21 protein-coding genes are annotated in these 26,060 nt (G+C 71.3%); 12 read left to right on the top strand and 9 right to left on the bottom strand.

The genetic code is table 11. The annotated features are described in order from the left end of the window. Positions 1–20 precede the first annotated feature (20 nt). Both fahA and ACZ7J0_RS12550 read right to left on the bottom strand, forming a co-directional pair. Entirely contained in the window at positions 21–1,244 is a 1,224-nt protein-coding gene (fahA, locus tag ACZ7J0_RS12555) for a fumarylacetoacetase (RefSeq protein WP_468708450.1), read from the bottom strand. A gap of 72 nt (positions 1,245–1,316) precedes the next feature. Continuing rightward, positions 1,317–3,320 carry a CocE/NonD family hydrolase gene (locus tag ACZ7J0_RS12550; protein ID WP_470886569.1) on the bottom strand — a complete coding sequence of 668 codons (2,004 nt, stop codon included), beginning with the start codon at positions 3,318–3,320 and terminating at the stop codon, positions 1,317–1,319. A 416-nt stretch (positions 3,321–3,736) separates the two neighbouring features. Between ACZ7J0_RS12550 and ACZ7J0_RS12545 the strand changes: the two genes are divergently transcribed. Then, positions 3,737–4,747, top strand: a complete 1,011-nt coding sequence (locus ACZ7J0_RS12545) for a polyprenyl synthetase family protein (protein ID WP_470886567.1) — start codon at positions 3,737–3,739, stop codon at positions 4,745–4,747. 153 nt (positions 4,748–4,900) lie between these two features. Further along, entirely contained in the window at positions 4,901–6,106 is a 1,206-nt protein-coding gene (locus ACZ7J0_RS12540) for a LolA family protein (RefSeq protein WP_470886565.1), read from the top strand. A gap of 63 nt (positions 6,107–6,169) precedes the next feature. Here the strand turns inward: ACZ7J0_RS12540 and ACZ7J0_RS12535 are convergent, their stop codons facing one another. The 7 genes from ACZ7J0_RS12535 to ACZ7J0_RS12505 all read right to left on the bottom strand — a co-directional run bounded on the left by ACZ7J0_RS12535 (position 6,170) and on the right by ACZ7J0_RS12505 (position 15,918). Beyond that, positions 6,170–7,477: a M28 family peptidase gene (locus ACZ7J0_RS12535; protein WP_470886563.1), complete on the bottom strand. Its 1,308-nt coding sequence runs from the start codon at positions 7,475–7,477 to the stop codon at positions 6,170–6,172. 395 nt (positions 7,478–7,872) lie between these two features. Beyond that, positions 7,873–8,880 (bottom strand): EamA family transporter RarD, encoded by a 1,008-nt coding sequence (gene rarD / locus ACZ7J0_RS12530; RefSeq protein ID WP_470886561.1) that lies wholly within the window; start codon positions 8,878–8,880, stop codon positions 7,873–7,875. A 170-nt stretch (positions 8,881–9,050) separates the two neighbouring features. Next, positions 9,051–10,103, bottom strand: coding sequence for a 2-oxoacid:ferredoxin oxidoreductase subunit beta (locus ACZ7J0_RS12525; protein ID WP_470886559.1), 1,053 nt, complete (start codon positions 10,101–10,103; stop codon positions 9,051–9,053). Then, entirely contained in the window at positions 10,096–12,054 is a 1,959-nt protein-coding gene (locus ACZ7J0_RS12520; RefSeq protein WP_470886558.1) for a 2-oxoacid:acceptor oxidoreductase subunit alpha, read from the bottom strand. Before ACZ7J0_RS12520 ends, ACZ7J0_RS12525 begins: the two co-directional genes overlap by 8 nt. A 292-nt stretch (positions 12,055–12,346) precedes the next feature. After that, positions 12,347–13,006, bottom strand: a complete 660-nt coding sequence (locus ACZ7J0_RS12515) for a response regulator (protein WP_468708681.1) — start codon at positions 13,004–13,006, stop codon at positions 12,347–12,349. Between the two features lie 188 nt (positions 13,007–13,194). Continuing rightward, positions 13,195–14,532, bottom strand: a complete 1,338-nt coding sequence (locus ACZ7J0_RS12510; RefSeq protein ID WP_470886556.1) for a sensor histidine kinase — start codon at positions 14,530–14,532, stop codon at positions 13,195–13,197. A 186-nt stretch (positions 14,533–14,718) separates the two neighbouring features. Next, on the bottom strand, positions 14,719–15,918 hold the full coding sequence (locus tag ACZ7J0_RS12505; protein ID WP_470886555.1) for a sensor histidine kinase: 1,200 nt from the start codon (positions 15,916–15,918) through the stop codon (positions 14,719–14,721). A 143-nt stretch (positions 15,919–16,061) separates the two neighbouring features. Between ACZ7J0_RS12505 and ACZ7J0_RS12500 the strand changes: the two genes are divergently transcribed. The 10 genes from ACZ7J0_RS12500 to ACZ7J0_RS12455 are packed head-to-tail and all read left to right on the top strand — an operon-like array spanning position 16,062 to position 26,022. Continuing rightward, positions 16,062–16,487: an NADH-quinone oxidoreductase subunit A gene (locus ACZ7J0_RS12500; RefSeq protein WP_468708436.1), complete on the top strand. Its 426-nt coding sequence runs from the start codon at positions 16,062–16,064 to the stop codon at positions 16,485–16,487. Then, complete coding sequence (locus ACZ7J0_RS12495) at positions 16,478–17,077, top strand: NADH-quinone oxidoreductase subunit B (RefSeq protein WP_469122245.1); 600 nt, start codon at positions 16,478–16,480, stop codon at positions 17,075–17,077. The genes ACZ7J0_RS12500 and ACZ7J0_RS12495 overlap by 10 nt, the downstream gene beginning before the upstream one ends. Beyond that, entirely contained in the window at positions 17,077–18,318 is a 1,242-nt protein-coding gene (locus ACZ7J0_RS12490; protein ID WP_470886553.1) for an NADH-quinone oxidoreductase subunit C, read from the top strand. Before ACZ7J0_RS12495 ends, ACZ7J0_RS12490 begins: the two co-directional genes overlap by 1 nt. Then, positions 18,315–19,283 carry a complex I subunit 1/NuoH family protein gene (locus ACZ7J0_RS12485; protein ID WP_469122247.1) on the top strand — a complete coding sequence of 323 codons (969 nt, stop codon included), beginning with the start codon at positions 18,315–18,317 and terminating at the stop codon, positions 19,281–19,283. The genes ACZ7J0_RS12490 and ACZ7J0_RS12485 overlap by 4 nt, the downstream gene beginning before the upstream one ends. Beyond that, positions 19,283–19,933, top strand: a complete 651-nt coding sequence (locus ACZ7J0_RS12480) for a NuoI/complex I 23 kDa subunit family protein (RefSeq protein WP_470886551.1) — start codon at positions 19,283–19,285, stop codon at positions 19,931–19,933. The genes ACZ7J0_RS12485 and ACZ7J0_RS12480 overlap by 1 nt, the downstream gene beginning before the upstream one ends. A gap of 32 nt (positions 19,934–19,965) precedes the next feature. Then, positions 19,966–20,544 carry an NADH-quinone oxidoreductase subunit J family protein gene (locus tag ACZ7J0_RS12475; RefSeq protein ID WP_470886771.1) on the top strand — a complete coding sequence of 193 codons (579 nt, stop codon included), beginning with the start codon at positions 19,966–19,968 and terminating at the stop codon, positions 20,542–20,544. Continuing rightward, entirely contained in the window at positions 20,544–20,960 is a 417-nt protein-coding gene (gene nuoK / locus ACZ7J0_RS12470) for an NADH-quinone oxidoreductase subunit NuoK (RefSeq protein ID WP_470886549.1), read from the top strand. Before ACZ7J0_RS12475 ends, nuoK begins: the two co-directional genes overlap by 1 nt. Further along, entirely contained in the window at positions 20,957–22,936 is a 1,980-nt protein-coding gene (locus ACZ7J0_RS12465; RefSeq protein ID WP_470886547.1) for an NADH-quinone oxidoreductase subunit 5 family protein, read from the top strand. The genes nuoK and ACZ7J0_RS12465 overlap by 4 nt, the downstream gene beginning before the upstream one ends. Before the next feature lie 27 nt (positions 22,937–22,963). Continuing rightward, positions 22,964–24,514, top strand: coding sequence for a complex I subunit 4 family protein (locus ACZ7J0_RS12460; RefSeq protein WP_470886769.1), 1,551 nt, complete (start codon positions 22,964–22,966; stop codon positions 24,512–24,514). Continuing rightward, entirely contained in the window at positions 24,511–26,022 is a 1,512-nt protein-coding gene (locus ACZ7J0_RS12455) for an NADH-quinone oxidoreductase subunit N (protein WP_470886545.1), read from the top strand. The genes ACZ7J0_RS12460 and ACZ7J0_RS12455 overlap by 4 nt, the downstream gene beginning before the upstream one ends. Positions 26,023–26,060 lie beyond the last annotated feature (38 nt).

Genomic DNA, 26,060 nt, shown 5'->3' with positions numbered 1-26,060 from the left:
CGGGCACTTCACCTTGCGGGTCAGGCGGGGACGATCCGTCCCGTCACCTCGCCGAGGCCGACCTGGGTGCCGTCGGGGCCCGGGGCCCAGGCGGTCAGCGTGACCACGTCACCGTCCTCCAGGAAGGTGCGCTTGCCGGAGGTCAGCTCCAGCGGGTCGCGTCCGTTCCAGGTCAGCTCCAGCAGGGAGCCGCGCTGGTGGACCTCCGGCCCGCTGACCGTGCCGGAGCCGTAGAGGTCACCGGTGCGCAGGGAGGCGCCGTTGACGGTCATGTGGGCCAGCTGCTGGGCGGCGGTCCAGTACATCGTGGAGAACGGCGGCTCGGAGACGACCTCGCCGTTGATCCGCACGGTGATCCGCAGGTCGAAGCCGCCCGGCTCCTCGTCGGAGGAGTCGTCGAGGTAGGGCAGCAGGTCGAAGTCGCGGGCCGGCGGGTCGGTCCTGGCGGCGTCCAGCGCCTCCAGCGGGGTCACCCAGGCCGACACCGACGTACTGAAGGACTTGCCCAGGAACGGGCCCAGCGGCACGTACTCCCAGGCCTGGATGTCCCGCGCCGACCAGTCGTTGAGCAGGGTGAGACCGAAGACGTGGTCGCGGAAGTCGCCGAGGCCGACCGGCCTTCCCTGGGCGGAGGGGGTGCCGACGAGGAAGCCGACCTCCGCCTCGATGTCGAGCTTGGTGGTCGGGCCGAAGACCGGGGCCGGGTCGGCGGGGGCCTTGCGCTGGCCCGAGGGCCGTACGACATCCGTGCCCGAGACGACGACGGTCCCGGCGCGGCCGTGGTAACCGATCGGCAGATGCTTCCAGTTGGGCGTCAGCGCGTCGCCGTCCGGGCGGAAGATGTGACCGACGTTGGTCGCGTGGTGCTCGCTCGCGTAGAAGTCGACGTAGTCGGCGACCTCGTACGGAAGGTGCAGGGTGACCGTGTCGAGGGGGTGCAGCAGTGGCTCTATGTCCGGACGGTGCGCGGGCACCGTCACCCAGGCGGTGAGCGCCCGGCGCACATCGCGCCAGGCGGTGCGCCCGGCGGCCAGCAGCGGGTTGAGGCTGGGCTGGGCGAGCAGCGCGGCGTAGGGGGAGCCCAGGGCGTGCGCCGCGGCGCCCGCGTCGAGCACCGAGCCGCCGATACGGACACCGAGCCTGCGGCGACCGGGCTCGTCGGCGGTGGTGAAGACGCCGTACGGAAGGTTGTGCGGGCCGAAGGGATCGCCCTCGGCCAGATCGAGCGGGCTCTGCTCGGACATCGGTGCCTGCCTCGCTTTCCACGGGTGTGGGGGACACGTTACGTCGGTGTTCCGGCGTGGCGGCAGAGCCCCTCAGCCCGCCGTCCGGGGGATCCGCTTCTCCCAGGTGCGGTGGAAGACCACCTCGTCGCCGTCCTTGCACACCACTTCGTCGGACGTGTGGAAGGCCTCCCGGTCACAGGTGATCTCGGACCGGGTGTCGATCCGCACGTCCCATGGCAGTTCCGGCCGGTGCATCCGGATCGTCCGGGTCGAGCCGGTGCGCGCAGACAGCGGATCGCCCTCCTGGATCGTGTACGTGTCCAGGGCGTCCTCGGTGAGTTCGAGGCCGTCCGGATAGAGCCGTGTCCCGCCGTACCCGGGGTCGACCTCCAGGCGCCATTCGCCCTTGGCCACGTCGCGTACGACCAGCCGCTCCGGACGCTCCTCGTCCAGCGTCGCCGGGAGACTGACACCCAGCGGTTCGGAGTGTTCGGGCTCCTCGAAGACAATCGGGGCCTCCTCGCCGCTGGAGGGGGCGCGGACGGGCAGGGTGAGCGTGGAGGCCGCCGGGTCGAGGCTGAAGCCGGCGGCGTCCGGCCGCGGCCAGATCCAGGGCCAGTACGCGGAGGAGAGCGCGAGCCGGACCCGGTGGCCGGGCGGGAAGGCGTGGCCGATGCCGTTCAGTTGGACCTCGACGTCCTCCCACTCGCCCACCCGGCAGTCGACCGCCTTCTCCCGGCCGTGCCGGGCCGAGAGGTTGAGGGCGCCGCGGGTGACCAGCGTGGAGGCGCCGTCCGGGGCCACGTCGCAGAGCCGGGCGATCACCTGGCCGGTCGGCGCCCCGGCGCGCAGCGACAGGCGCACACGCGGGCGGCCGAGGATTTCCACCGGCGCGCCCTCCGGGACGGGGAAGTCGAAGCACGCCGAGTGCGCGTCCTCGCACCGCTGGTCGGGCGGCAGGTCGGCGTCGCGGCCGAGGGGGAGGAAGCGGCCCGCGTCGAGGCCGGTGTGCTGGGGGGAGCGGACGAGGACCGGTTCACCCTCGAGCGCGTACGGCACGGGCGTCACGCGGGGCGACGGCCAGGCGTCCTCGCCGACCCAGCGGCCGGGCAGCTCCCGGTGGACCGTCGCCGGGGGGTGCGCCTCGCTGATCCAGGCGCGCAGAAGGGGGACGGACATGGCGCCGTTGTCCTCGCCCTTCAGATGGTGGTCCCACCAGCGGAGGGTCTCCTGGAGGAAGCCGATCGCCGTGCCGGGCGGCAGGCCCCTGTCCGGGTACTGGTGCGACCAGGGCCCGATCAGTCCCCGGACCCGGTCGCGAGGAAGCTTCTCGACCAGCCGCAGGACGGTGTCCCGGGAGGGATCGTGCCGGCCGCCGACCGCCAGGACGGCCGCGCCGATGGCGCCGTAGTCCTCGCGGACGCTGCCGTGCTTCCAGTACGCGTCACGGGTCTGGTGGGCGAGCCAGGTGTGGAGGAAGGGCTCCACGGCCTCCAGCCGCCTCAGCCACGTCTCGCGCCAGCCGGGTCCGGCGAACACCGGGTCCGGCGGCCGGCACACATGGGCCAGCATCGTCGTCGCCCAGGCGTGCATGTCGACGGCGAGCACGGATCCGCCCATGTAATGGACGTCATTGTCGTAGCGGTCGTCCGTCGAGCAGACCGTGACCACGGCCTTCAGCGGCTCGGGCGCCAGCGCCGCGATCTGGAGCGAGTTGAGGCCGCCCCACGCGATCCCGAACATGCCCACCGTGCCGTTGCACCAGGGCTGCCCGGCGAGCCAGTGCACCACCGCCACCCCGTCGGCGAGCTCCAGTGCGTCGTACTCGTCGCCGGGCATCCCCTCGCTGGCGCCGTGTCCGCGGACATCGACGCGCACGGAGGCGTAGCCGTGGCCCGCGTACCAGGGATGGCGCTGCCAGTCGCGCGGGGCGGTCCAGTCGGTCAGGCGGTGGGGGAGGTATTCGAGGAGCGCGGGGACGGGCTCGTCGGTGACCGGCCGCCAGAGGCGGGCGTAGAGCCGGGTGCCGTCAGGCAGGGGGATGTGGATGTCCTCACGGGTGGTCTCGTACGGGAAGTCGGTGCTGATCTTCATCGGGGAGCCACCTCGGTGGACGGGGTGCGTGCTGCGGCGCGGCCGGGGGGCGGCGTCCGGGGCGCGGGCGAAGTCGGCGGCGTGCGTGCGTCCGGCCGGGGGACGGCGGCCGGGGGCGTCCCGCGCCGGCGGGAGCGGACGCCCGGACAGGTGAGCGGGAGCGGCCCCAGGGGCGGCCCGAAGAAGGCATGATCGTGCTCGGGCGGCGGTTGTCGGCCGCTCTCCTGGCTGTCGCTCGCGCTTCCGGACAAAGGCCTTGCTCCCGGTTGTAAGGGTCGATTCCGAACATACCGGGGGAGGCGGGTAGGCGCCCATGGCGCCGATGGTGATCGAAAGGCGACCGGATACGCTGACTTGAGTGAATCCAGCGACACATCGACAATCCATGTGATCGTCAGCAGACAGGAGATCCCCTCGTGACCGTCGTCGGGCCGTTCGGGCTGAGCGTGCGGGACCAGGCTCTTGAAGCCGATGTCCAGGCCGGACTGGCAGCTGTCGAAGCAGGGCTGCTCGATGCCTGCAAGAGCGACGTCCCGTTCATCACGGAGGCCGCGCAGCACCTCGTACGAGCCGGTGGCAAGCGCTTCCGCCCGCTCCTTGTGATGCTCGCCGCCCAGTTCGGTGACCCCTACGCGCCGGGTGTCGTCCCCTCGGCCGTGGTGGTCGAGCTGACGCACCTCGCGACGCTGTACCACGACGACGTCATGGACGAGGCCGATGTGCGGCGCGGCGTGGAGAGCGCCAACGCCCGCTGGGGCAACTCGCTCGCGGTCCTGACCGGCGACTTCCTCTTCGCGCGCGCCTCGCACATCCTGGCGGACCTGGGTCCCGGGGCCGTACGCATCCAGGCCGAGGCGTTCGAGCGCCTGGTCACCGGCCAGATCCTGGAGACCGCCGGACCGGGCGACGGCCGTGACCCCATCGACCACTACCTCGACGTCCTCGGCGGCAAGACGGGCTCGCTGATCGCCGTCTCCTGCCGCTTCGGCGCGATGATGGCGGGCGCGGACGAGGGCATCGTCGACATCCTCAGCCAGTACGGAGAGCGGCTCGGCGTCGCCTTCCAGCTCGCCGACGACGTGCTCGACATCGCCTCCGACAGCCACGAGTCCGGCAAGACGCCCGGAACCGACCTGCGCGAGGGCATCCCGACCCTGCCGGTGCTGCGTCTGCGGGCGCAGGCGGCGGCGCACGGCCGGCCGGAGGACGTGGAGCTCGTCGCGCTCATCGACAGCGATCTGACGGACGACGCCCGGCACGCGGAGGCGCTGCGCAGGCTCCGGGTGCACCCGGCGCTGGAGCAGGCCCGGCGGGACACCGTCCGGTACGCGCAGGAGGCACGCGCCATGCTGGCGCCGCTGCCCGAGAGCTACGCGAAGGCGGCTCTGGAGGAGCTGTGCGACGCGGTGGTGCACCGGGCGGGCTGAGGCCCACGGGGCAGGCGGCGCCTGCCTGTTGGGGGAGCTCTCTCAGGGTCGGGTCATACCGGAGCAGTACGTGAAGTTGCTCCCGGGGGCTGACGTCTTCGTACCGCCGTTTTGGTCAGATGGGTGTCATCGACCACGGAGGTAAGGCACACCATGGCACCGAACGACAGCACACCGACCACGGACGCGGGGCGCCGCAAGGCAGCTCGTTACGTCGTCCCCGTGGCCGTGGCCTCAGTGGCTGCGGCGACCATCGGGCTGGTACCGGCACTGGCCGCGTCCGGCGACCCGGAACTGCCGAAGATCACGGCCCAGGAACTCATCGAGAAGATCGCCGCCTCGGACGTCCAGCAGCTCTCCGGCACGGTGAAGATCAGCACCGACCTGGGCCTGCCGTCGCTGGCGGGCCTCGGCGGCCTCGGGGGAGGCGGCGGTGGCTCGACCGCCGACCCGCAGGCCAAGCTGACCGAGCTGGCCACCGGGACGCACACGCTGCGCGTGGCGGCCGACGGGCCGGACCGGCAGCGGGTGGCGATCCTGGGGGACTCCGACGACGAGTACAGCCTCGTTCACAACGGTGACGAGGTCTGGGCGTACGACAGCGCTTCCAAGGAGGCGTTCCACGCGCGGAACCCGGAGAACGCGGAGGGCCGCAAGGGCCACGAGGGCGGCAAGCTCCGGAACGGGAAGGGCGAGGCCCCGAAGGATCTGCCGAGCACGCCGAAGGACTTCGCCACCGAGGCGCTGAAGGCCGTGGACGACACCACATCGGTGACCGTCGACGGTACGGCGAGGATCGCCGGGCGCGACGCCTACCAGCTGCTCATCAAGCCGAAGCAGGGCGGCTCGACCATCGGGTCGATCAAGGTCACCGTGGACGCGGAGAAGGGCGTGCCGCTGAAGTTCACGCTCACCCCGAGTGGCGGGGGCAAGGCCGCGATCGATGCCGGCTTCACCAAGATCGACTTCGGGAAGCCCGCCGCGTCCACCTTCGACTTCACGCCCCCCAAGGGCACGAAGGTGACCGAGGAGACCGAGGGGGCGCACGGCACCGAGGAGAAGGCGAGGAAGGGCGCCGGAGGCCCCCAGGAGGACTTCAAGGGCCTGAACGTCCTCGGCAAGGGCTGGACGACCATCGCGACGTTCGACACCGGCGCCCCCGCGCCGGACACGAAGGACGCCCCGCCGGAGGCCCGGAAGTTCCTGGACGCCCTGGGCGACCGGGTCAGCGGGAAGTTCGGCTCGGGCACGGTCTTCGAGACCCGCCTGGTGAACGCGCTGATGACGGACGACGGCAAGGTCTACGTCGGTGCGGTCACGAAGGACCAGCTGGTCAAGACGGCCGGCGAAGCGAAGTAGCCGCGTCGCCCGGCCGCGCCACCTCCAGGCGCGGCCGGGCGACCGTGTTTTCGGAGCAGTGCCTCAGAACGTCAGGCGGAAGGCGTTGATGTAGCCGGTGTCCTGCGCGGCCTTGTCCTGGACGCGCAGCTTCCAGGAGCCGTTCGCCACCTCGCTCGACGCGTTGACGGTGTAGGTCGCCTGGACGTTGTCCGCCGAGTCGGAGGAGCTGAAGGGCTTCAGGCCGTAGACCGACCCGTCCGGGGCCACCAGGTCGACGACCAGGTCACCGCGCCAGGTGTGGATGATGTCGACGCCGACCTTGAGGGTCGAGGGCGCGTTGCCGGTGACGCCGGTGACGTTGACCGCCGAGGTGACCGCCGCGCCGTTGTCCGGGATGGAGACGTCGGCGGTGTTCTCGAAGACCTTGCCGGGGGGCTGCGTCGTCCCCTCCGACAGCGTCCAGATCGCGTGGGCGATCGCGTCGCTGTTGCGGTCCAGGGCGGTGTCGTTGATGTTCGCCGTCGTGTCGCACGAGGAGTGGTAGCAGCGGTCGAAGGCCTGGCCCGCCGTGCCGCCCCACTTCTGCGCCTGCGCGGAGGTCTTGGTGTAGTCGGCGCCGGTGAACAGGCCACCGACCGGGATGCCGGCGTTCTTGAACGGCGCGTGGTCGGAGCGGCCGTCGCCCTCGGTCTCGATCTCCGTGGAGACGCCGAGTCCGGCGAAGTAGTCCTTGAACGTCTTCTCGATCGTCGGGTCGTCGTCGTAGACGAAGTAGCCGGGGTTCGGCGACCCGATCATGTCGAAGTTGAGGTACCCGGAGACCTTGGAACGCTCGGTCGTGGGCAGGTTGTTGACGTAGTACTTCGATCCGACGAGGCCCAGCTCCTCCGCGCCCCACCAGGCGAACCGCAGATGCTTGGTCGGCTTGAACTGGGCGCGGGAGACGGCGAGGGCGGTCTCCAGGACGGCCGCGGAACCGGACCCGTTGTCGTTGATTCCGGGGCCCGCGCTCACCGAGTCGAGGTGCGAGCCGGCCATCAGGACCTGGTTCGCGTCACCACCGGGCCAGTCGGCGACCAGGTTGTAGCCGGTGGCGCCGCTGGAGGTGAACTGCTGGATGGTCGTGGTGTAGCCCGCCGCGTCCAGCTTCGCCTTCACGAAGTCGATGGACGCCTTGTAACCGGCCCTGCCGTGGGCGCGGTTGCCGCCGTTGGAGGTGGCTATGGACTGCAGGCTGTTCAGGTGCGCCTTCACGTTGGCGACGGGTATGTCCGGCGCGGCGAGGGCCGACGCTGGCGCCGCGGTGGCGGCGGGCGCGGTGGCGGCGAACAGCCCGGCGAGGGCGAGCGCGGCGACCGCGGCGGTACGTCTGGGAACGGAGAGTGTCATGTGGGGGCTCCGGGATTCCGTACGGGGATGGAACGGAAACGTGCGAGACGCCCCACGACGGCGGTGTCGCAGGGCGCTGGAGCTGTGCGTGTGCTGTGCGTGCTGAATGGTCGGGGAGATACTGACTGACCGTCAAGGGCGGAAACCGGTCATCGGAGTCCGAATGCCGGACAACTCCCGGACCGGGGCGTCGAGTTCACGGACTCCGCCTCCCGCACGCCGTGGGCGGCGCGGGCCGCGGCGATCTCGTTGGTGGGGACGGACGCGGCCGGGTAGCCGCGCGCACGAGCGAGCCCGCCCGCCCCTGGGAGCCGGGGCGGGCGGGCAGTGTGCCGCGAAGGGTGCGCTCGGGCGGCCGCGAGGGGGATCCGCCGCGGGCGGGTGGGGCCGGTCGCCTAACCCGCTGCCGTCTCCCGCCGGGCCGGTGCGCCCGGCGGCGCGGGGGCGACCGACGGCGTCCGGACGATCGCCGCGAGGCGCAGCGCCTCCGCCTTCGTGCGGCGCGCCGTGCGCAGCGCGTCCCAGGTCAGAAGCGTCAGGGCAAGCCAGACCAGGGAGAAGCCCGCCCACCGCTCCGCCGGCATCGCCTCGTGGAAGTACACGACTCCGAGCAGGAACTGGAAGACCGGCGCCAGATACTGCAACAGGCCCAGCGTGGAGAGCGGCACCCGGATCGCCGCCGCGCCGAAGCAGACCAGGGGCGCGGCGGTCACCAGGCCCGTCGCCGCGAGCAGCGCCGCGTGCCCCGCGCCCTCGGAGCCGAAGGTGGCCGACGCGGAGGACGCCGACGAGCCGAGCCAGACCAGATAGCCGAGGGCGGGCAGGAACTGGATCGCCGTCTCGGCCGCGAGGGACTCCAGACCGCCGATGTTGACCTTCTTCTTCACCAGGCCGTAGGTGGCGAACGAGAAGGCCAGGGTGAGCGAGATCCACGGCGGCTGCCCGTATCCGATCGCGAGCACGAGCACGGCCGCGAAGCCGACGGCGACCGCCGCCCACTGGAAGGGCCGCAGCCGCTCCTTCAGGAGCACGACGCCCATGGCTATGGTGACCAGCGGATTGATGAAGTAGCCGAGGGACGACTCGACCACATGGCCGGAATTGACGGCCCAGATGTAGACGCCCCAGTTGACCGTGATCACCGCGGCGGCGACGGTGATGAGCGCGAGCTTGCGCGGGTCGCGGACCAGCGTCCGCACCCAGTCCCAGCGGCGCAGCACGAGCAGTGCGACGCCGACGACGGCCAGCGACCAGACCATCCGGTGGGCCAGGATCTCGACGGCCCCGGCCGGCTTCAGAAGTGGCCAGAAGAGGGGGACCAGTCCCCATATTCCGTAGGCACCGATCCCGTACAGAAGTCCCGCACGTGCCGCGTCCGCCGGCTCTTCGCTGCTCGCCTTCACCACATCTCCCGTCCTGCGCCACGCGCCGCACTGTCCTGTCGAAGGTAGCGCCGGACCGGGCGCCCTGTCATGCCCGTATTGCAATACGGTCATGACCTTCGGTTCTCGACCCAAGGAAAGAGGCGCCCTCCATGACGAAGGGCGCCTCGTGGCGGAACGGCCTGCCGGGATCAGCCGACGACCGTCCAGGTGTCGTTTCCGGCGAGCAGCGCGGCGAGGTCTCCCTTGCCGTTCTGCTCGATGGCGGTGTCGAGCTGGTCCGCCATCTGCGTGTCGTACACCGGCCGCTCGACGCTGCGGAAGACGCCGATGGGCGTGTGGTGCAGGGTGTCCGGGTCGGCGAGCCGGGAGAGTGCGAACGCGGTGGTCGGGGACGGGTTGTGCGCGTCGTGGACCAGCACGCGGGCCTCGTTCTCCGCCGTCACCGGGACGACGACGAGGTCCCCGGTGGCCGGGTCCCGCACGACCCCCTTGGAGCCGTCGGCGCCGAAGCGGATGGGACGGCCGTGCTCGAGTCTGATCACGGCTTCCTCGGCCTGCTCCTTGTCCTTGAGGACCTCGAAGGCGCCGTCGTTGAAGATGTTGCAGTTCTGGTAGATCTCCACCAGGGCCGTGCCGGGGTGGTCGGCTGCCTGCCGCAGTACCTCGGTGAGGTGCTTGCGGTCCGAGTCCACCGTCCGGGCGACGAAACCGGCCTCGGCGCCGATGGCCAGGGAGACCGGGTTGAACGGCGCGTCCAGCGAACCCATCGGCGTCGACTTGGTGATCTTGCCGACCTCGCTCGTGGGCGAGTACTGGCCCTTGGTGAGGCCGTAGATCCGGTTGTTGAACAGCAGGATCTTGAGGTTCACATTGCGGCGCAGGGCGTGGATGAGGTGGTTGCCGCCGATGGACAGCGCGTCGCCGTCCCCGGTCACCACCCACACGCTCAGATCGCGGCGCGAGGAGGCGAGCCCGGTGGCGATGGCGGGGGCGCGCCCGTGGATCGAGTGCATCCCGTAGGTGTTCATGTAGTACGGGAAGCGGGATGAGCAGCCGATCCCCGAGACGAAGACGATGTTCTCCTTCGCCAGACCGAGCTCGGGCATGAAGCCCTGCACCGCCGCCAGCACGGCGTAGTCACCGCAGCCGGGGCACCAGCGGACCTCCTGGTCGGACTTGAAGTCCTTCATGGACTGCTTCGCCTCGGCCTTGGGCACCAGGGACAGGAGTGACTCAGTCATTGATGGCCTCCTTGAGAGCCGTGGCGAGCTGCTCCGCCTTGAACGGCATGCCGTTGACCTGCGTGTAGCTCTGCGCGTCGACGAGGTACTTCGCCCTGATGAGGGTCGCGAGCTGGCCGAGGTTCATCTCCGGGACCACGACCCTGTCGTACCGCGCCAGCACCTCCCCGAGGTTCGCCGGGAAGGGGTTGAGGTGGCGCAGATGCGCCTGGGCGATGGGGAGGCCCGCGTTCCGGAGTCTTCGTACGGCCGCGGTGATGGGCCCGTACGTGGAGCCCCATCCGAGGACGAGCGTGCGGGCGCCGTCCGCGTCGTCGACCTCCAGCTCCGGGACCTCGATCCCGTCGACCTTCGCCTGCCGGGTGCGGACCATGAAGTCGTGGTTGGCGGGGTCGTAGGAGATGTTGCCGGTCCCGTCCTGCTTCTCGATGCCGCCGATGCGGTGTTCGAGGCCGGGGGTGCCGGGGACGGCCCACGGACGGGCCAGGGTGCGCGGGTCGCGCTTGTAGGGCCAGAAGACGTCCGTGCCGTCGGCGAGCGTGTGGTTGGTTCCTGCGGCGAACTGGACCCGCAGGTCGGGAAGGGTGTCCACGTCCGGGATCCGCCAGGGCTCGGAGCCGTTGGCGAGATAGCCGTCGGAGAGCAGGAACACCGGCGTGCGGTAGGTGAGCGCGATCCTCGCGGCGTCCAACGCGGCCTCGAAGCAGTCCGCGGGCGTCTTCGGCGCGACGATCGGCACCGGGGCCTCGCCGTTGCGGCCGTACATGGCCTGCAGCAGGTCCGCCTGCTCGGTCTTGGTCGGCAGGCCGGTGGAGGGCCCGCCCCGCTGGATGTCCACGATCAGCAGCGGCAGCTCCAGGGAGACCGCGAGGCCGATCGTCTCGGACTTCAGCGCCACGCCCGGGCCGGACGTGGTGGTCACGGCGAGCGATCCGCCGAACGCTGCGCCGAGGGCGGCCCCGATGCCGGCGATCTCGTCCTCGGCCTGGAAGGTCCGCACACCGAAGTTCTTGTGCTTGGACAGCTCGTGCAGGATGTCGGACGCCGGCGTGATCGGGTACGAGCCCAGGTAGAGCGGCAGGTCCGCCTGCTGGGACGCGGCGATCAGGCCGTAGGACAGGGCCAGGTTCCCGGAGATGTTCCGGTACGTACCCGTGGGGAACGCGGCCGTCGCCGGCGCGACCTCGTAGGAGACCGCGAAGTCCTCGGTCGTCTCACCGAAGTTCCAGCCGGCCCGGAACGCCGCCACGTTCGCCTCGGCGATCTGCGGCTTCCCCGCGAACTTCTGCCGCAGGAACCTCTCGGTGGACTCGGTGGGCCGGTGGTACATCCACGACAGCAGACCCAGCGCGAACATGTTCTTGCTGCGCTCGGCCTCCTTGCGGGAGAGCCCGAAGTCCTTCAGGGCCTCGATCGTCAGCGTCGTCAGCGGCACCGGGTGGACGCGGTAACCGTCCAGTGAACCGTCCTCCAGCGGGGACGTCTCGTAGCCGACCTTGGCCATGGCGCGCTTGGCGAATTCGTCGGTGTTGACGATCACCTCGCTACCGCGCGGCACGTCGCCGATGTTGGCCTTGAGCGCGGCGGGGTTCATGGCGACCAGCACGTTGGGCGCGTCGCCCGGCGTGAGGATGTCGTGGTCGGCGAAGTGCAGCTGGAACGACGAGACGCCCGGCAGGGTCCCGGCAGGGGCCCGGATCTCGGCGGGGAAGTTCGGCAGCGTCGACAGGTCGTTACCGAACGACGCCGTCTCCGAGGTGAACCGGTCACCCGTCAGCTGCATACCGTCACCGGAGTCACCCGCGAAGCGGATGATCACCCGATCCAGACGGCGGACTTCCTTCTCCGAGCCGTGGCGCGCCGGGACACCGCGTTGTTCCCCGACGACCGCCTCATTCGCCTCGTCGGCCTCGTCGGCCTGCTCGGCTGGGCTACTGACCTGGCTGGTCACTGAACTGGACCTCCCTCAAGGCAAGGGGTCTCCCCGCCAGAGGCAGGGACAGGCTCCCGGGACAACCGGACGGCCGGTCGTCCCAAGGCCCACCCTACGTCGGTAAGGGTCGCCTTCCCTGGACCGCTCATATGATGGACGCCTTCTTGAGACGCCCTTATGCCCTGAATTATCACGTCCCGGAGCCCCCCGGCTGCTCATTTCGAAGACGCTCGCCGCTCATCCTTTGGTTCTAGGACCGGTTCGGGGCCTCCGGGCGTGGGAGGGTTCCATCTGACAGGGTGTCAGTTATTCAGGAGTTCAGGTAGGTCAACACCGCGAGTACCCGCCGGTGATCCCCGTCACTCGGTGACAGGCCCAGCTTCAGGAAGATATTGCTGACGTGCTTCTCGACGGCGCCATCGCTCACCACCAGCTGCCGGGCGACCGCCGAATTCGTCCGCCCCTCGGCCATCAGACCGAGGACCTCCCGCTCGCGGGGGGTCAGCCCTGCCAGGACGTCCTGCTTACGGCTCCGGCCCAGCAGCTGGGCCACCACCTCGGGGTCGAGCGCGGTACCGCCCCGGGCCACCCGGACCACGGCGTCCACGAACTCACGGACATCGGCCACCCGGTCCTTCAGGAGATAGCCGACGCCTCGGCTGGAACCGGCCAGCAACTCCGTGGCGTAACGCTCCTCCACGTACTGCGACAGGACCAGTACCCCTATCCCGGGGTGGTCCTTGCGCAGCCGTACCGCCGCCCGTACGCCCTCGTCCGTATGGGTGGGCGGCATCCGCACATCGGCGACCACCACATCCGGCAGCGCCCCCTGGTCCGCGAGCTCGCCCACCGTCTTGACCAGGGCGTCCCCGTCCCCGACGCCGGCGACCACCTCATGGCCGCGGTCGGTCAGCAGCCTGGTCAGCCCCTCCCGCAGCAGCACCGAGTCCTCGGCGATGACCACCCGCACCCTGTCTTCCACGACGTCGTTCACGACCGTGTGTCCCCCATGCTCCGACTGCTCCGGTGTACCGGCTGTGTGCCCGCACGCTCTGCGCGCCCAGCATTCCAGTATTCGGATCGTCGTGCGGGGATCGTCGGGTAGCGGATCAGCGCGGTACGGCGCGGCCCGGGGGAGGGGCGGGGGAGCGGCCGTTGTCAGCCGCGCCAGGGGAGCTCGGCCGTGACCGTCGTCGGCCCTCCGGCCGGGGAGTCGACCGCGAGGATCCCGTCCACCGCGCCGAGCCGCTCCGCGAGCCCCGCGAGCCCGCTGCCGCCCGCGATGTCCGCCCCGCCCCTCCCGTCGTCCCTGACCTGCACCATCAGCCGGTCCTCCACCTGCCAGACCTCCACCCAGGCCTTCCGGGCCCGGGCGTGCTTGGAGACGTTCTGGAGGAGCTCGGAGACCGTGAAGTACGCGATGCCCTCGATGGCCGGAGCCGGCCGGGACGGCAGGTCCACCTCCACGGAGACCGGGACCGCGCAGCGGGTGGCGACGGAGGAGAGTGCGGCGTCCAGGCCCCGGTCGGTCAGCACGGCCGGATGGATGCCCCGGGCCAGATCACGCAGCTCCTGCAGGGCCGTCTTGACCTCGCCGTGCGCCTCGTCCACCATCCGCGCCGCCGCGCGGGGATCCTCGGCCAGCTTTTCCTTCGCCTGGCCCAGATCCATGGCGAGGGCGACGAGGCGGGCCTGGGCGCCGTCGTGCAGGTCGCGCTCGATGCGGCGCAGGTCGGCGGCGGCGGTGTCCACCACCACCCCCCGGTCGGTCTCCAGCTCGAAGACGCGGCCGGCCAGCCGGGACGGGCCGAGCAGCCCGGTGACCATCAGCCGGTCCACGAACGTCATGCCCCGGATCAGCCACGGGGTGACCAGGACGAAGAACAGCCCGACCGCGCTGGTCACGGCGATCTCGAAGGAGGAGTCCAGAAAGAAGCTGTGCGTCCGGTCGCCGTAGAGCTGGAGCCCGTCGACACCCGCGTACACCGGGAAGACCCATTGCCACAGCGGGTACGTGAGCAGCGCCCAGCCGTACGCCCAGAAGCTCACCGCGACCGAGAAGGCGAAGACCGCCCACGGCATGTGCAGCACCGCGTAGAGCAGGTGCCGCCACGACGCGCCGCTCTTGAGTACGCCGCCGACCCAGGACATGAGCCCGCGGTTCCCCTTGCCGTTCGCGCTCCTGTCCAGCACGGGGGCGGGGTCGGCGACCTCGAGACCGAGCAGGCCCCGCGCCCGGGCCCGCTCCACCGCGCCGAATCCGCGGCACATGGCCAGCGCTCCCGCCAGCACCGGGATGCCGAGGAAGGTGACGACCAGCCCGGCGCCCAGGGCCGTCATGGTGAGGGCGAGCGAGAAGTAGAGGACGCTGAGGGGCAGGCCCAGCAGCAGGTACCCGAACTCCCGCCAGGTGCGGGCCTCGACCGGTGCGCGCAGCGCTGCCGGAACGCGGTGGGGGCGGTCGTGCCGGAGGTCCCGTCCGTATGCCGTGGCCATCGGTGTGTTCCGTTCTGTCGTCTGCCCGCCGCGGTCTGGTCCCGCCGCTGTCGGCCCGCCGTCGTCAGCCCTCTGCGATCTGTCGGGCTCGTGTGAATCCAGGGTGGCCGGGCGGGGTACGTCCCCACCATGGAGCCGGTATCCCTCTTGGACCGGGGGTTTTCCCTACCGGCGGGCGCGGACGGCCTACGACCGGGAAGGGACCGGCCCCCGCGCGCGCCACGGCAGCTCCGCCGTGACGGTGGTCGGCCCGCCGGACGGCGAGTCCAGGAGGAACAGCCCGTCGACCGCGCCGAGCCGCTCGGCCAGCCCCGCCATTCCCGTACCGCCGTCCAGCCGGGCCCCACCGCGGCCGTCGTCGCTGACCTGGATCAGCAGCCGGTCCTTCGTACGCCACACCTCGACCGACGCGCCGCGCGCCCCGGAGTGCTTGGAGACGTTCTGGAGCAGTTCGGAGACGGTGAAGTAGGCGATGCCCTCGATGGCTTCCGCCGGGCGTTCGTCGAGATCGACCGTCACCCGCACGGGAACCGTGCAGCGGGTGGCGACGGAGGAGAGCGCGGCGTCCAGGCCCCGGTCGGTCAGCACGGCCGGATGGATGCCCCGGGCCAGATCACGCAGCTCCTGCAGGGCCAGCTTCACCTCGCCGTGCGCCTCGTCCACCATCGCCGCCGCCGCTTCCGGGTCCTCCAGCAGCTTCTCCTTGGCGAGGCCGAGGCCCATGGCGAGGGCGACGAGCCGCGCCTGGGCGCCGTCGTGCAGGTCGCGCTCGATGCGGCGCAGGTCGGCGGCGGCGGTATCCACCACCACCCCTCGGTCGGACTCCAGCTCGGCGATCCGCAGCTCCAGCTCGTCGGAGGGCGACAGCAGCGCATGGACCATCGCCCGGTCCAGGTGGGCGAGCCCGCGGACGACATAGGGGAGCAGGGGCCACAGGACGAGGCAGACGAGGGTGAGGGTGAAGGTCAGTACGCCCCAGGGCAGTCTGACGAACCCGTAGAGCACCGCCCGCCACCCCACGGGGTCCTTGAGCCGGTTCCACAGCCATGGGAAGAGGCCGGCGTGGGACGCCCGGTCGGCGCGGGGCAGGGGGCTCGGTTCCTCGATCCGCACATGCAGCAGGGCGCGGGCGCGGGCCCGTTCGGCCCGGCCGAGCCATCGGGCGCCGCCGAGTCCGACCGCCAGCAGCGGCAGACCGATCACCGTCACGGACAGCGCCACGCCGAGCAGCACCGTGACCATGACGTAAACGAAGCCGATCAGGGTCATCGGAAGGTTGGAAAGAAGGTGGGCGACTTCCTTCCAGGTGTTCCGGCCGAAGGCGGTGCGTATGGAGGGCGGCCGGTCCTGGTCCGTACGGCCGGCGGTGTCGATGCTCGCGGTCATGGCGCCCAGCCTGCCGGGCCGCTGATCCACACGCCATGGGGCAAGGCGGTGGCGCGAAGTAGGGATAACCCCACTCGCACTGTGGACGGCCTGCTTACGGTCCCTTTAGCAGGGCCTAGACTCCCGTGCGTACAGATCGTCGAATGGGCCTGAGGGAGCGAGGGGCGGACGTGCCGGAACCGACCGTATCGACCGTCGCAGCCGACTACTTCGAGAGTTATTCGGTCGTCGGACTGCTCGCCGTGCTCGGTGTGCTGTTCGTGGCCGTGGCTTTCGGAGCCGGCCGGCTGCTGCGACCCGTCGTGCCGACGCCGGAGAAACTGCTCACCTACGAATGCGGTGTCGACCCGGTGGGGGAAGGCTGGGCCCACACCCAGGTCCGCTACTACGTCTATGCGTTCCTGTACGTGATCTTCGCCGTCGACTCGATCTTCCTCTTCCCCTGGGCGACCGTGTTCGCGGCGGCCGGATACGGCGCCGCGACGCTGGTCGAGATGTTCATCTTCCTCGGCTTCCTGGCCGTGGGACTGCTCTACGCGTACAAGAAGGGCGTCCTGACATGGACGTGACCCCCGCTCCTGATTCCGGCCCCGTGCTGCTGCCCGAGCCGAAGCGACTTGGCGTGCTGTCCCGACTGGCACCCGAGCCGATGAAGGTGGTCCTGAACTGGGGCCGTCGCTACAGCCTCTGGGTCTTCAACTTCGGTCTGGCCTGCTGCGCGATCGAGTTCATCGCCGCCTCGATGGCCCGCCACGACTTCATCCGGCTCGGTGTGATTCCCTTCGCGCCCGGGCCGCGCCAGGCGGACCTGATGATCGTCTCCGGCACGGTGACGGACAAGATGGCCCCCGCCGTCAAGCGCCTGTACGAGCAGATGCCCGAGCCCAAGTACGTCATCTCCTTCGGCGCCTGCTCCAACTGCGGCGGCCCCTACTGGGACTCGTACTCCGTGACCAAGGGCGTCGACCAGATCATCCCCGTCGACGTGTACGTGCCCGGCTGCCCGCCGCGCCCCGAGGCTCTGCTCCAGGGCATCCTCAAGCTCCAGGAGAAGATCGCCCGTGAGTCGCTGAGCGAGCGCTACGCGAACGGGCCCTCCGTCGGCCAGCTCCGCAGCGGCCTCGTCACGCCTCCGCCGGCCCCGGGCGGTGACCGCTGATGCCCGCGACCGGAAACGCGTACGACGGCCTCCCGGACTCCGTCACCGAGATCTTCGGCGACGAGGCCACGGCCGAGCGGGCGTACGACCTCCTGACGGTCGACGTGCCCGTCGGCTCGTGGATCGCCTCGCTCGAGACCGCCCGCGACAAGCTCGGCTGCACCTACTTCGACTGGCTGAGCGCGGTCGACGAACCGGAGACGGGCTTCCGGGTCTGCGCCCATGTCGTCGCCCTGGAGGGCCACCGCGTCCGCCGTCTGATGCTCCGTACGACCGTCCCGCACGCCGCGCCCTCCCTGCCCAGCGCCGTCGAGATCTACGCGGGCGCGGGCTGGCACGAGCGCGAGACGTACGAGATGTTCGGCGTGACCTTCACCGACCACCCGCACCTGGTGCCGCTGCTGCTCCCCGAGGGCTTCGAGGGCCATCCGCTGCGCAAGGACTTCGTCTTGGCGGCCCGGGTCGCCAAGGCGTGGCCGGGTGCCAAGGAGCCGGGCGAGTCGGAACACGGCGGCCCCAAGCGCCGCCAGATGCTCCCGCCCGGCGTCCCCGACCCGAACGAGTGGGGCCCCCTCAAGGGGCAGCTCCCGCCCGCTCCGGCCCGCCCCGCCCGCACCCCGCGCGCGGCCGGCGACCGCCCGGTGCGGCGTGCCCGCACGGCGGGCGAGGGCTCGGCGACCCAGTCGGCCGAGCCGACGGCGGTCCCGCCGGGAGCGCCGGCCGCCACTGGCGAGCCCGCCCCCGCGAGGCCCCCGCGCCGCACGCGCACGACGGCGGACGGCTCGGCGAGCCAGGCCCCGGAGGCGACACCGGCCGGTACTGAGACGACGGCCGTTCCTGAGACGGCGGCTGAGTCGGCAACCGGTCCCGAGACGGCACCTGAGAAGGTGGCCGGTCCCGAGACGGCACCGACGTCCGAGGCACCGACGCGTGAGGCGGCGGCGCCGGAGGGGCCGGCACCGGAGGCGAAGCCCGCCCCGCGGACCCGCAGCGCCGACGCGCCGTGGCACCACGCGCGCCCGGCGTTCGAGGAGCCGGGGCAGGGCGCGGAGGCGGAGCCCGCTCCGCCTGCGGAGCCCGCGCCGGGCGCAGGTCAGGAGGCCACCCCCGGCACCCCGCCTGCCGAGCCCGAGGCCGGCCCGGAGAACCCCGAGCCCGCCTCCAGGCCCAAGGCCGCGAGCCCCGAGCCCGAGCCCACCACCGAGCCCGACCCCGAGACCTCCGGAGGCGACCCCGCGTGAACGACGCACTCGACGTCGCCCTTCGGCTGATCGCCGTCTTCGCCGTGTTCCTGGTCCTCCCGCTGGTGGTCGGCCAGACCGAGCACAAGGTGATGGCCCATATGCAGGGCCGCCTCGGCCCGATGTACGCGGGTGGTTTCCACGGCTGGGCCCAGCTCGTGGCCGACGGCGTGAAGTTCGCGCAGAAGGAGGACGTGGTCCCGGCCAACGCCGACCGCCGCGTCTTCCAGCTCGCCCCTGCCGTCGCCCTGCTCCCGTACCTCCTCGTTCTGATCGTCATCCCGATCGGCCCGAGCGAGAGCGCGGTGGGCCAGATCATCGACGCGGGCATCTTCTTCGCGCTGGCCGTCATGGGCGTCGGCGTGCTCGGCTCGCTGATGGCGGGCTGGGCGTCGGCCAACAAGTTCTCCCTCCTCGGCGGTCTGCGCACCGCCGCTCAGCTCCTCGCGTACGAGCTGCCGATGCTGCTCGCCGCCGCCTCCGTCGCCATGGCGGCCGGAACCGTCTCCCTCCCCGGCATCCTGAACGCCTTCGAGTGGTGGTGGCTGCCGTGGCAGATCGTCGGCGCGCTGGTGTTCTTCACCGCCGGCCTCGCCGAGCTCCAGCGCCCGCCGTTCGACATGCCGGTCGCCGACTCCGAGATCATCTTCGGCGCGTACACCGAGTACACCGGTCTGCGCTTCGCCCTGTTCCTGCTCGCCGAGTACGCCGGCATCGTCGTCCTCTGCGGTCTCACCACCGTCCTCTTCCTCGGCGGCTGGCACGGCCCCTTCGGGGCGGACGGGCTCGGCTGGGTGTGGACCCTGCTGAAGACCGCCGTGCTCGCCTTCGTCGTGATCTGGCTGCGGGTGAGCTACCCGAGGCTGCGTGAGGACCAGTTGCAGAAACTCGCCTGGACGACCCTCGTCCCCCTCGCCCTCGCCCAGATCGCCCTCACCGGCATCGTCAAGGTGGTGATCCAGTAATGGCTCCGATCCCGGGCAGCGGCCTGGCCAAGGGCCTCGCCGTCACCCTCCGCACGATGACCCGCAAGAGTCACACCGCGCAGTATCCGGACGTTCAGCCCGACCTCCCGCCCCGCACCCGTGGCGTGATCGGCCTGTTCGAGGAGAACTGCACGGTCTGCATGCTCTGCGCCCGTGAGTGCCCCGACTGGTGCATCTACATCGACTCCCACAAGGAGACGCTCCCGGCCGCCACTCCCGGGGGCCGCGAGCGCAGCCGCAACGTCCTCGACCGCTTCGCCATCGACTTCTCGCTCTGCATGTACTGCGGTATCTGCATCGAGGTCTGTCCTTTCGACGCGCTGTTCTGGTCGCCGGAGTTCGAGTACGCGGAGACGGACATCCACGAACTCACCCATGAGCGGGACAAGCTCCGCGAATGGATGTGGACGGTCCCGGCCCCGCCCGCGCTCGACCCGGGCGCGGAGGAGCCGAAGGAGATCGCCGCTGCCCGCAAGGCGGCCGACAAGCTCGCCGCCGCCCAGGCCACCGCCGCTGCCGACGAAGCCGCCGCGGCCCAGGGCGGCACCGCCCCGGACGCCGCCGGTCCGGCACAGCCCCCCGCCGTCGGCGACCAGAAGCTGCCCCCGGCCGAGGGAGGCCCCGCGTGATCCTCGCCGCCCACACCGCAGCCCGGATCGCCATGGGAGCCACGGGCCCCAGCGCGGCCACGGCCGTCAACGGCCCGGGCTTCCTCTCGCCCTCGGGCGTGGAGATCGCCTTCGTCCTCGTCGGCATCGCCACCCTCGGCGCGGCCGCCGTCGCGGTCACCACCAAGCAGTTGGTGCACGCCGCCCTGTGGCTGGTCGTGGCGCTCGGCGGTCTCGCCGTCGAGTACCTCCTCCTCACCGCGGAGTTCATCGCCTGGGTCCAGGTACTGATCTACGTCGGTTCCGTCGTGGTCCTCCTCCTCTTCGGTCTCATGCTCACCAAGGCGCCCATCGGCCGCTCCCCGGACGCCGACTCGGCCAACCGCCCGGCCGCCCTCGCGGTCGCCCTGGCCGCCGCGGCCGCCCTGATCTGGGTGGTCGTGGACGCCTTCCGCACCACCTGGATCGACCTGGACGGGCCGGCTCAGGGCTCCACCAAGGTGTCCGGAGAGATCCTCTTCCGGCACTGGGTGCTCCCCTTCGAGGCGCTCTCGGTCCTTCTCCTGGCCGCACTCGTCGGCGCGATCGTCCTGTCCCGCAAGGACACCGAGGACACAGAGAGGCAGAGCTGATGCATCTCGCCTATCCCGCGGTCCTCTCCGCCCTGCTCTTCTGCACCGGGCTCTACGGAGTACTGGCCCGCCGCAACGCGATCCTGGTCCTGATGTCCGTCGAGCTGATGCTCAACGCGGTCAACCTCAACCTGGTCGCCTTCGACGTCTGGCTCCGCGACACCCTGCACACCGGCCAGGCCCTGACCCTCTTCACCATCGCCATCGCCGCCGCCGAGATCGGCATCGGTCTGGCCATCGTGCTGATGGTCTACCGCAACGGCGGCACACCGGACATCGACAAGCTCCGCGTCACCGCCGAGCCGACGGACGGCGACGGCGACGACGCGTCCGGCACCACCGACGGCGACACCGACACCGACAGCGACCAGGAGTCCGGCGACCGGGCCGGCGAGAAGGCCGAGGCCACCGCGTGACCACGACGACCCTCGCCTTCCTCGTTCCCCTCCTTCCGTTCCTCGGCGCGGCCGCCGGTCTGCTCCTCGGCCGCACCGCCCCCGGGTTCGTCCGCCCCCTGGCCGTCCTGCCCACGCTGGCCGCCGCCGCGCTCGCCGTCGTCGTCGCCGTCCACCAGGACGGCGGCAAGACGATCGACGCCGCCACCCGGCTCACCCCGACCGGCTCGGTCCCCATCGACCTCGCCCTGCACATCGACGGCTTCGCGGCCCTCGTCGCCGTGCTCGTCGGTGTCGTCGCCTCGTGCGTGCAGATCTACTCGACCGGCTACCTCCGCGACGACCCGCGCTACCCCTCGTACGCCGCTCTCGTCTCCCTCTTCACCTCCGCGATGCTGCTCGTCGTCTACTCCGGCGACCTGATGGTGCTGCTGGTCGGCTGGGAGATCATGGGCATCTGCTCGTACTTCCTCGTCGGCCACTACTGGGAGACGCCCGAGGCGCGCGCCGCCTCCCTGAAGGCCTTCCTGGTCACCAAGCTCGGCGACGTCCCCTTCCTGATCGGTCTGTTCGCGCTCGCCACCGAGGCGGGCACCTTCCGGATCACCGGGATCCTCGGCGCCGTCGCCGGCGGCGGCATCGACCACCCCACGGTGATCGCGCTGCTGCTCCTCGCGGGCGTCGCGGGCAAGTCCGCGCAGTTCCCGCTGCACACCTGGCTCCCCGACGCGATGGCCGGCCCCACCCCGGTCTCCGCGCTGATCCACGCCGCGACGATGGTCGCCGCCGGTATCTACTTCGTGGCCCGCCTCCTCCCCGTGTTCGCCGCCTCCGCGGCGGCGATGACCGTCCTCGCCGTGATGGCCGCCGTCACGATGGTCGGCTCGGCGCTCGCCGCCCTCGCCCAGGACGACATCAAGCGCGTCCTCGCCTACTCGACCATCGGCCAGCTCGGCTACATGTCGGGCGCCCTGGCCGTGGGCGACCGTGGCGCCGCCGTCTTCCACCTCCTCTCCCACGGCGCCTTCAAGGCCCTCCTCTTCCTCGCCGCCGGCGCGGTCATCCACGCGGCCGGCACGAACTCGCTGACCGCCATGTCCCGCATGAGCGGTCTGGCCAAGCGCATCCCGGACGCGTACTGGACGATGACCGTCGCCCTGCTCGCACTCGCCGCCATCCCGCCCTTCGCCGGCTTCTTCTCCAAGGAAGCCGTCCTCGTGGCCGCCGAGCACACCGCCCTCGGCGACCGGACCGTCGCCCCGGCCGGAGCCGGCTGGACCGTACTGATCGCCGGTCTGCTCACCGCCCTCCTCACCGCCGCCTACGCGACCCGCCTGTGGCTGCTCGCCTTCCGCGGCCGGGGAGCCGAGGCCCCCGACCACGGCAGGCAGCCGATCGCCATGACGGCCGTCCTGTGGCTGCTCGCCGTCCCGTCACTGGCCTTCGGCCTGACGGCCGGCCGCCTCGACGACTGGTTCGACGGCAACGCCCTCACCCCCACCGTCACCACCGCGGTCCTCGGCACGGGCGTCGCCCTCGTCGGCGGGCTGATGACCTACGCCACCTGGCGCGCGCTCTCGGTCAAGGCCGCCGGCGCGAGCCGCCCGGCCGCCCCGGAGACCGTCGCCCACCCCGACGCCGAACCCGCCCTGGTCGAGGCCGAGGCACTCCAGCTGCCGCACCCCGCAGGCGACCCCGCGGACCCGGGACGCCTGCTGCTCGGCCCGCTCCACCGCCACGCCGCCGTGGGCTTCCACCTCGACGCCGTCTACTCCGCGCTCTTCGTGCGCCCCGTCGTCGCGGCGGCCTCACTGGTGCGCTTCCTCGACCGCGAGGTCGTCGACACCTACGTCCGGGGCGCGGGCACCGGCACCCGCTGGCTGGGCGGGGCCGTCCGCCGCGCCCAGACCGGCAATGTGCAGACCTACCTCAGCGCCCTGCTCGCCGGCTCCGTCGTCCTGGCGATCGCCGCCGTACTCGTCGCCGCCGGAGCGTGAGCCGTGATCGATATCAGCGAATCCGTGATGAAGTTCCTTCTCGCGTTGCTCGTCGTCGGCCCGCTCATCGGCGCCGCGGCGGCCCTCCTGCCGGCCCCGCCCGGGCTGAAGGGGAAGTCGCCCGACCAGGCCGTGCTCCGCCACGGCGTGATCGTCACCGGTGTCGTGCTCGTCGTCGCCCTCGTCCTCATGCTGGGCTTCGACCACGACCAGCCCTCGACGATGCAGGCCACCACGGACATCAAGTGGATCCCTGCACTCGACGTGCGCATCCACCTCGGCATCGACGGCATTTCCCTCCCCCTGGTGGTCCTGACCGCGCTGCTGACCTTCCTCTGCGCGCTGTACAGCTACTTCAAGATGCCCGCGGGCCCCTCGCCCAAGGCATTCGTCGCCCTGCTGCTGGTCCTCGAGTCCGGCACACTGGCGACCTTCGCCGTCCTCGACCTGGTGCTCTTCTTCCTGGCCTTCGAGATGGTGCTCATCCCGATGTACTTCCTCATCGCCCGCTGGGGCGGTGACCAGCGGCAGTCCGCTGCCTGGAAGTTCATCCTCTACACGCTGCTCGGTTCCGTGGTCATGCTGCTCGGCCTCCTTCTCGTCGGGCTGAAGGCGGGCACATTCGACATGGTGGCACTCGCCACTGACAACGGCCGCGACATGAGCACATCGGTGCAGGTCATCGCCGTTCTGGCGATCGGGATCGGCCTCGCGGTGAAGACCCCGATGTGGCCGCTGCACAGCTGGCTGCCGGACGCCCACACCCAGGCCCCGACCGTCGGCTCCGTGCTCCTCGCCGGCGTCCTGCTGAAGATGGGTACGTACGGATTCGTCCGAATCGTCCTCCCGATCACCCCCGACGGCATGCACGTCTTCGCGCCCTACCTCGCGGCCTTCGCCGTCGCCGGCATCATCTACGGATCCCTCGCCTGCCTCGCGCTCGCCCGCCGCGGGAACAAGGGCGATCTCAAGCGCCTCATCGCGTACTCCTCCGTCGGTCACATGGGCTTCGTCCTCCTCGGCATCGCCTCGATGACCCCCACCGGCGTCAACGGCGCGCTGTTCGCCAACATCGCCCACGGACTCATCACCGGCCTGCTGTTCTTCCTGGTCGGCGCGCTCAAGGACCGGTACGGCACCGCCGACCTCGACACCCTCGCCGGAGCCGGCGGCGCCGGGCTCTACGGCCGGGCCCCCCGGTTCGGCGGGCTGCTCGCGTTCGCCGCCGTCGCCTCGCTCGGGCTGCCCGGCCTCGCCGGATTCTGGGGCGAGATGCTCGCGATGTTCGGCGCGTTCGACCCCGCGCAGGGCCTCAGCCGTCCCGCGTTCCTCACCTTCACCGCGATCGCCTGCCTCGGCACCCTGCTCACCGCCGCGTATCTGCTGGTCGTCGTGCGCCGGGTCTGCATGGGCGCCGTGCCCGCCGACCGGCCGCGGCTCACCGACATCCAGGGGTACGAGTTCGCCGCCTGGACCCCGCTCGTCGCCCTCACCGTCCTCGCCGGCCTGTGGCCCGCGGTCCTCCTCGGTCTCACCGACCCGGCCGTGCAGAAGCTCCTCGCTGGAGGAAAGTCGTGACCGTCGCCGCCGCGAGCGCCGCCACCCTCGTCCAGTCCGTCGACTGGCTCGCGATCGCGCCACCCACCGTGGCCGCGGTGGTCGCGCTGATCGTGCTCGTCGCCGACCTCTTCGTCCCCAGCGGGCGCAAGCAGCTCCTCGGCTGGTTCGCGATCGTCGGACTGGCCGCCGCGACCGTCCTCCTCCTGCCCCTGCGCCGCGGAGACCGCTCGACCTTCTGCCTCACCAGCGATCCGGCCGTCTGCTCCTACACCGTCGACCACTTCACCGTGGTGATCCAGTTCCTGGTCCTCGGCGGGGCGCTGCTGACGGCCCTCCTGTCGCTCGCCGACACCAAGGAGAAGCTCCCCGCCGGGGAGTACTGGTTCCTGCTGCTCTCCTCGGCGGCCGGCGCCGCTCTGCTGCCCGCCTCCCGGGACCTCGCGACCCTGGTCGTCGCCCTGGAGGTCGCCTCGCTGCCCGCCTTCGCCCTGGTCGGTCTGCGGCGCGGCGACCGCATGTCGAGCGAGTCGGCGCTGAAGTTCTTCCTCTCCTCGGTCACCGCGACCGCCGTGATGCTGCTCGGCGTCAGCTTCGTCTACGCGACGACGGGCACCCTGCACCTCACCGAGATCGCGCAGCGGCTGGACGATGTCCCGGCGCAGCTGGAGACCCTCGCCGAGGCGGGCGTGGCCCTCACGCTGGTCGGTTTCGCCTTCAAGACGGCGGCCGCGCCCTTCCACTTCTGGGTCCCCGACACCTACGTCGGCGCGCCCCTCCCGGTGGCCGCATATCTCTCGGTCGTCGGCAAGGCGGTCGGCTTCTCCGGCCTCATCCTGGTGACCGTCATCGCCTTCCCGTCGTATGCCGACGTCTGGGGGCCGGCCCTCGCCGTACTCGCCGCCCTGACCATGACCGTCGGCAACGTCGCGGCGCTGCGGCAGGTGTCCACGCGCGCGTGGAGCGCGATCCGGCTACTGGCCTGGTCCTCCGTGGCCCAGGCCGGCTACCTCCTGGTGCCGATCGCCGCCGCCGCGTACTCCGGCGACGACCAGATCGGCTCCACCGTCGCGTACGCCCTGATGTACGCCGTCGTGAACCTCGGCGCCTTCGCGGTCGCCGCGCTGGTCGCCCGTACGCGCCCGGACAACCGGATCTCCGACTACCGGGGCCTGTACGCCACCCGGCCGCTGACCGCTCTGGCCATGGGTTTCTTCCTGCTCTGCCTGGCCGGCCTGCCCCCGGGTATCATCGGTCTCTTCGCCAAGGTCACGGTGTTCTCGGCGGCGGTGGACGCGGGCCTCGGCTGGCTCGCCGTCCTCATGGGCGTCAACGTCGTGATCGCGCTCTACTACTACCTGCAGTGGACCGCGATCCTCTTCCGGGCCCCCGCGGGAGCCCGGGAGCCCGCACGGCACCCCGCCCCGGCTCCGATCACCCTGGCGATCGTGCTGACGGCGGCCGCGGGCGTCCTGCTGTCGGGCTACCCGCAGCTGGTGCTCCGCTACGCGGCGAAGACCCTGTTCTGACGCCACCGAGAGTCCCCATCACGCACGCGCACACGTGC

It is taken from the genome of Streptomyces sp. NPDC038280, assembly GCF_055600045.1.
The sequence above is the reverse complement of the archived record's forward strand: the minus strand, read 5'-3'. Positions and strand labels throughout refer to the sequence as shown.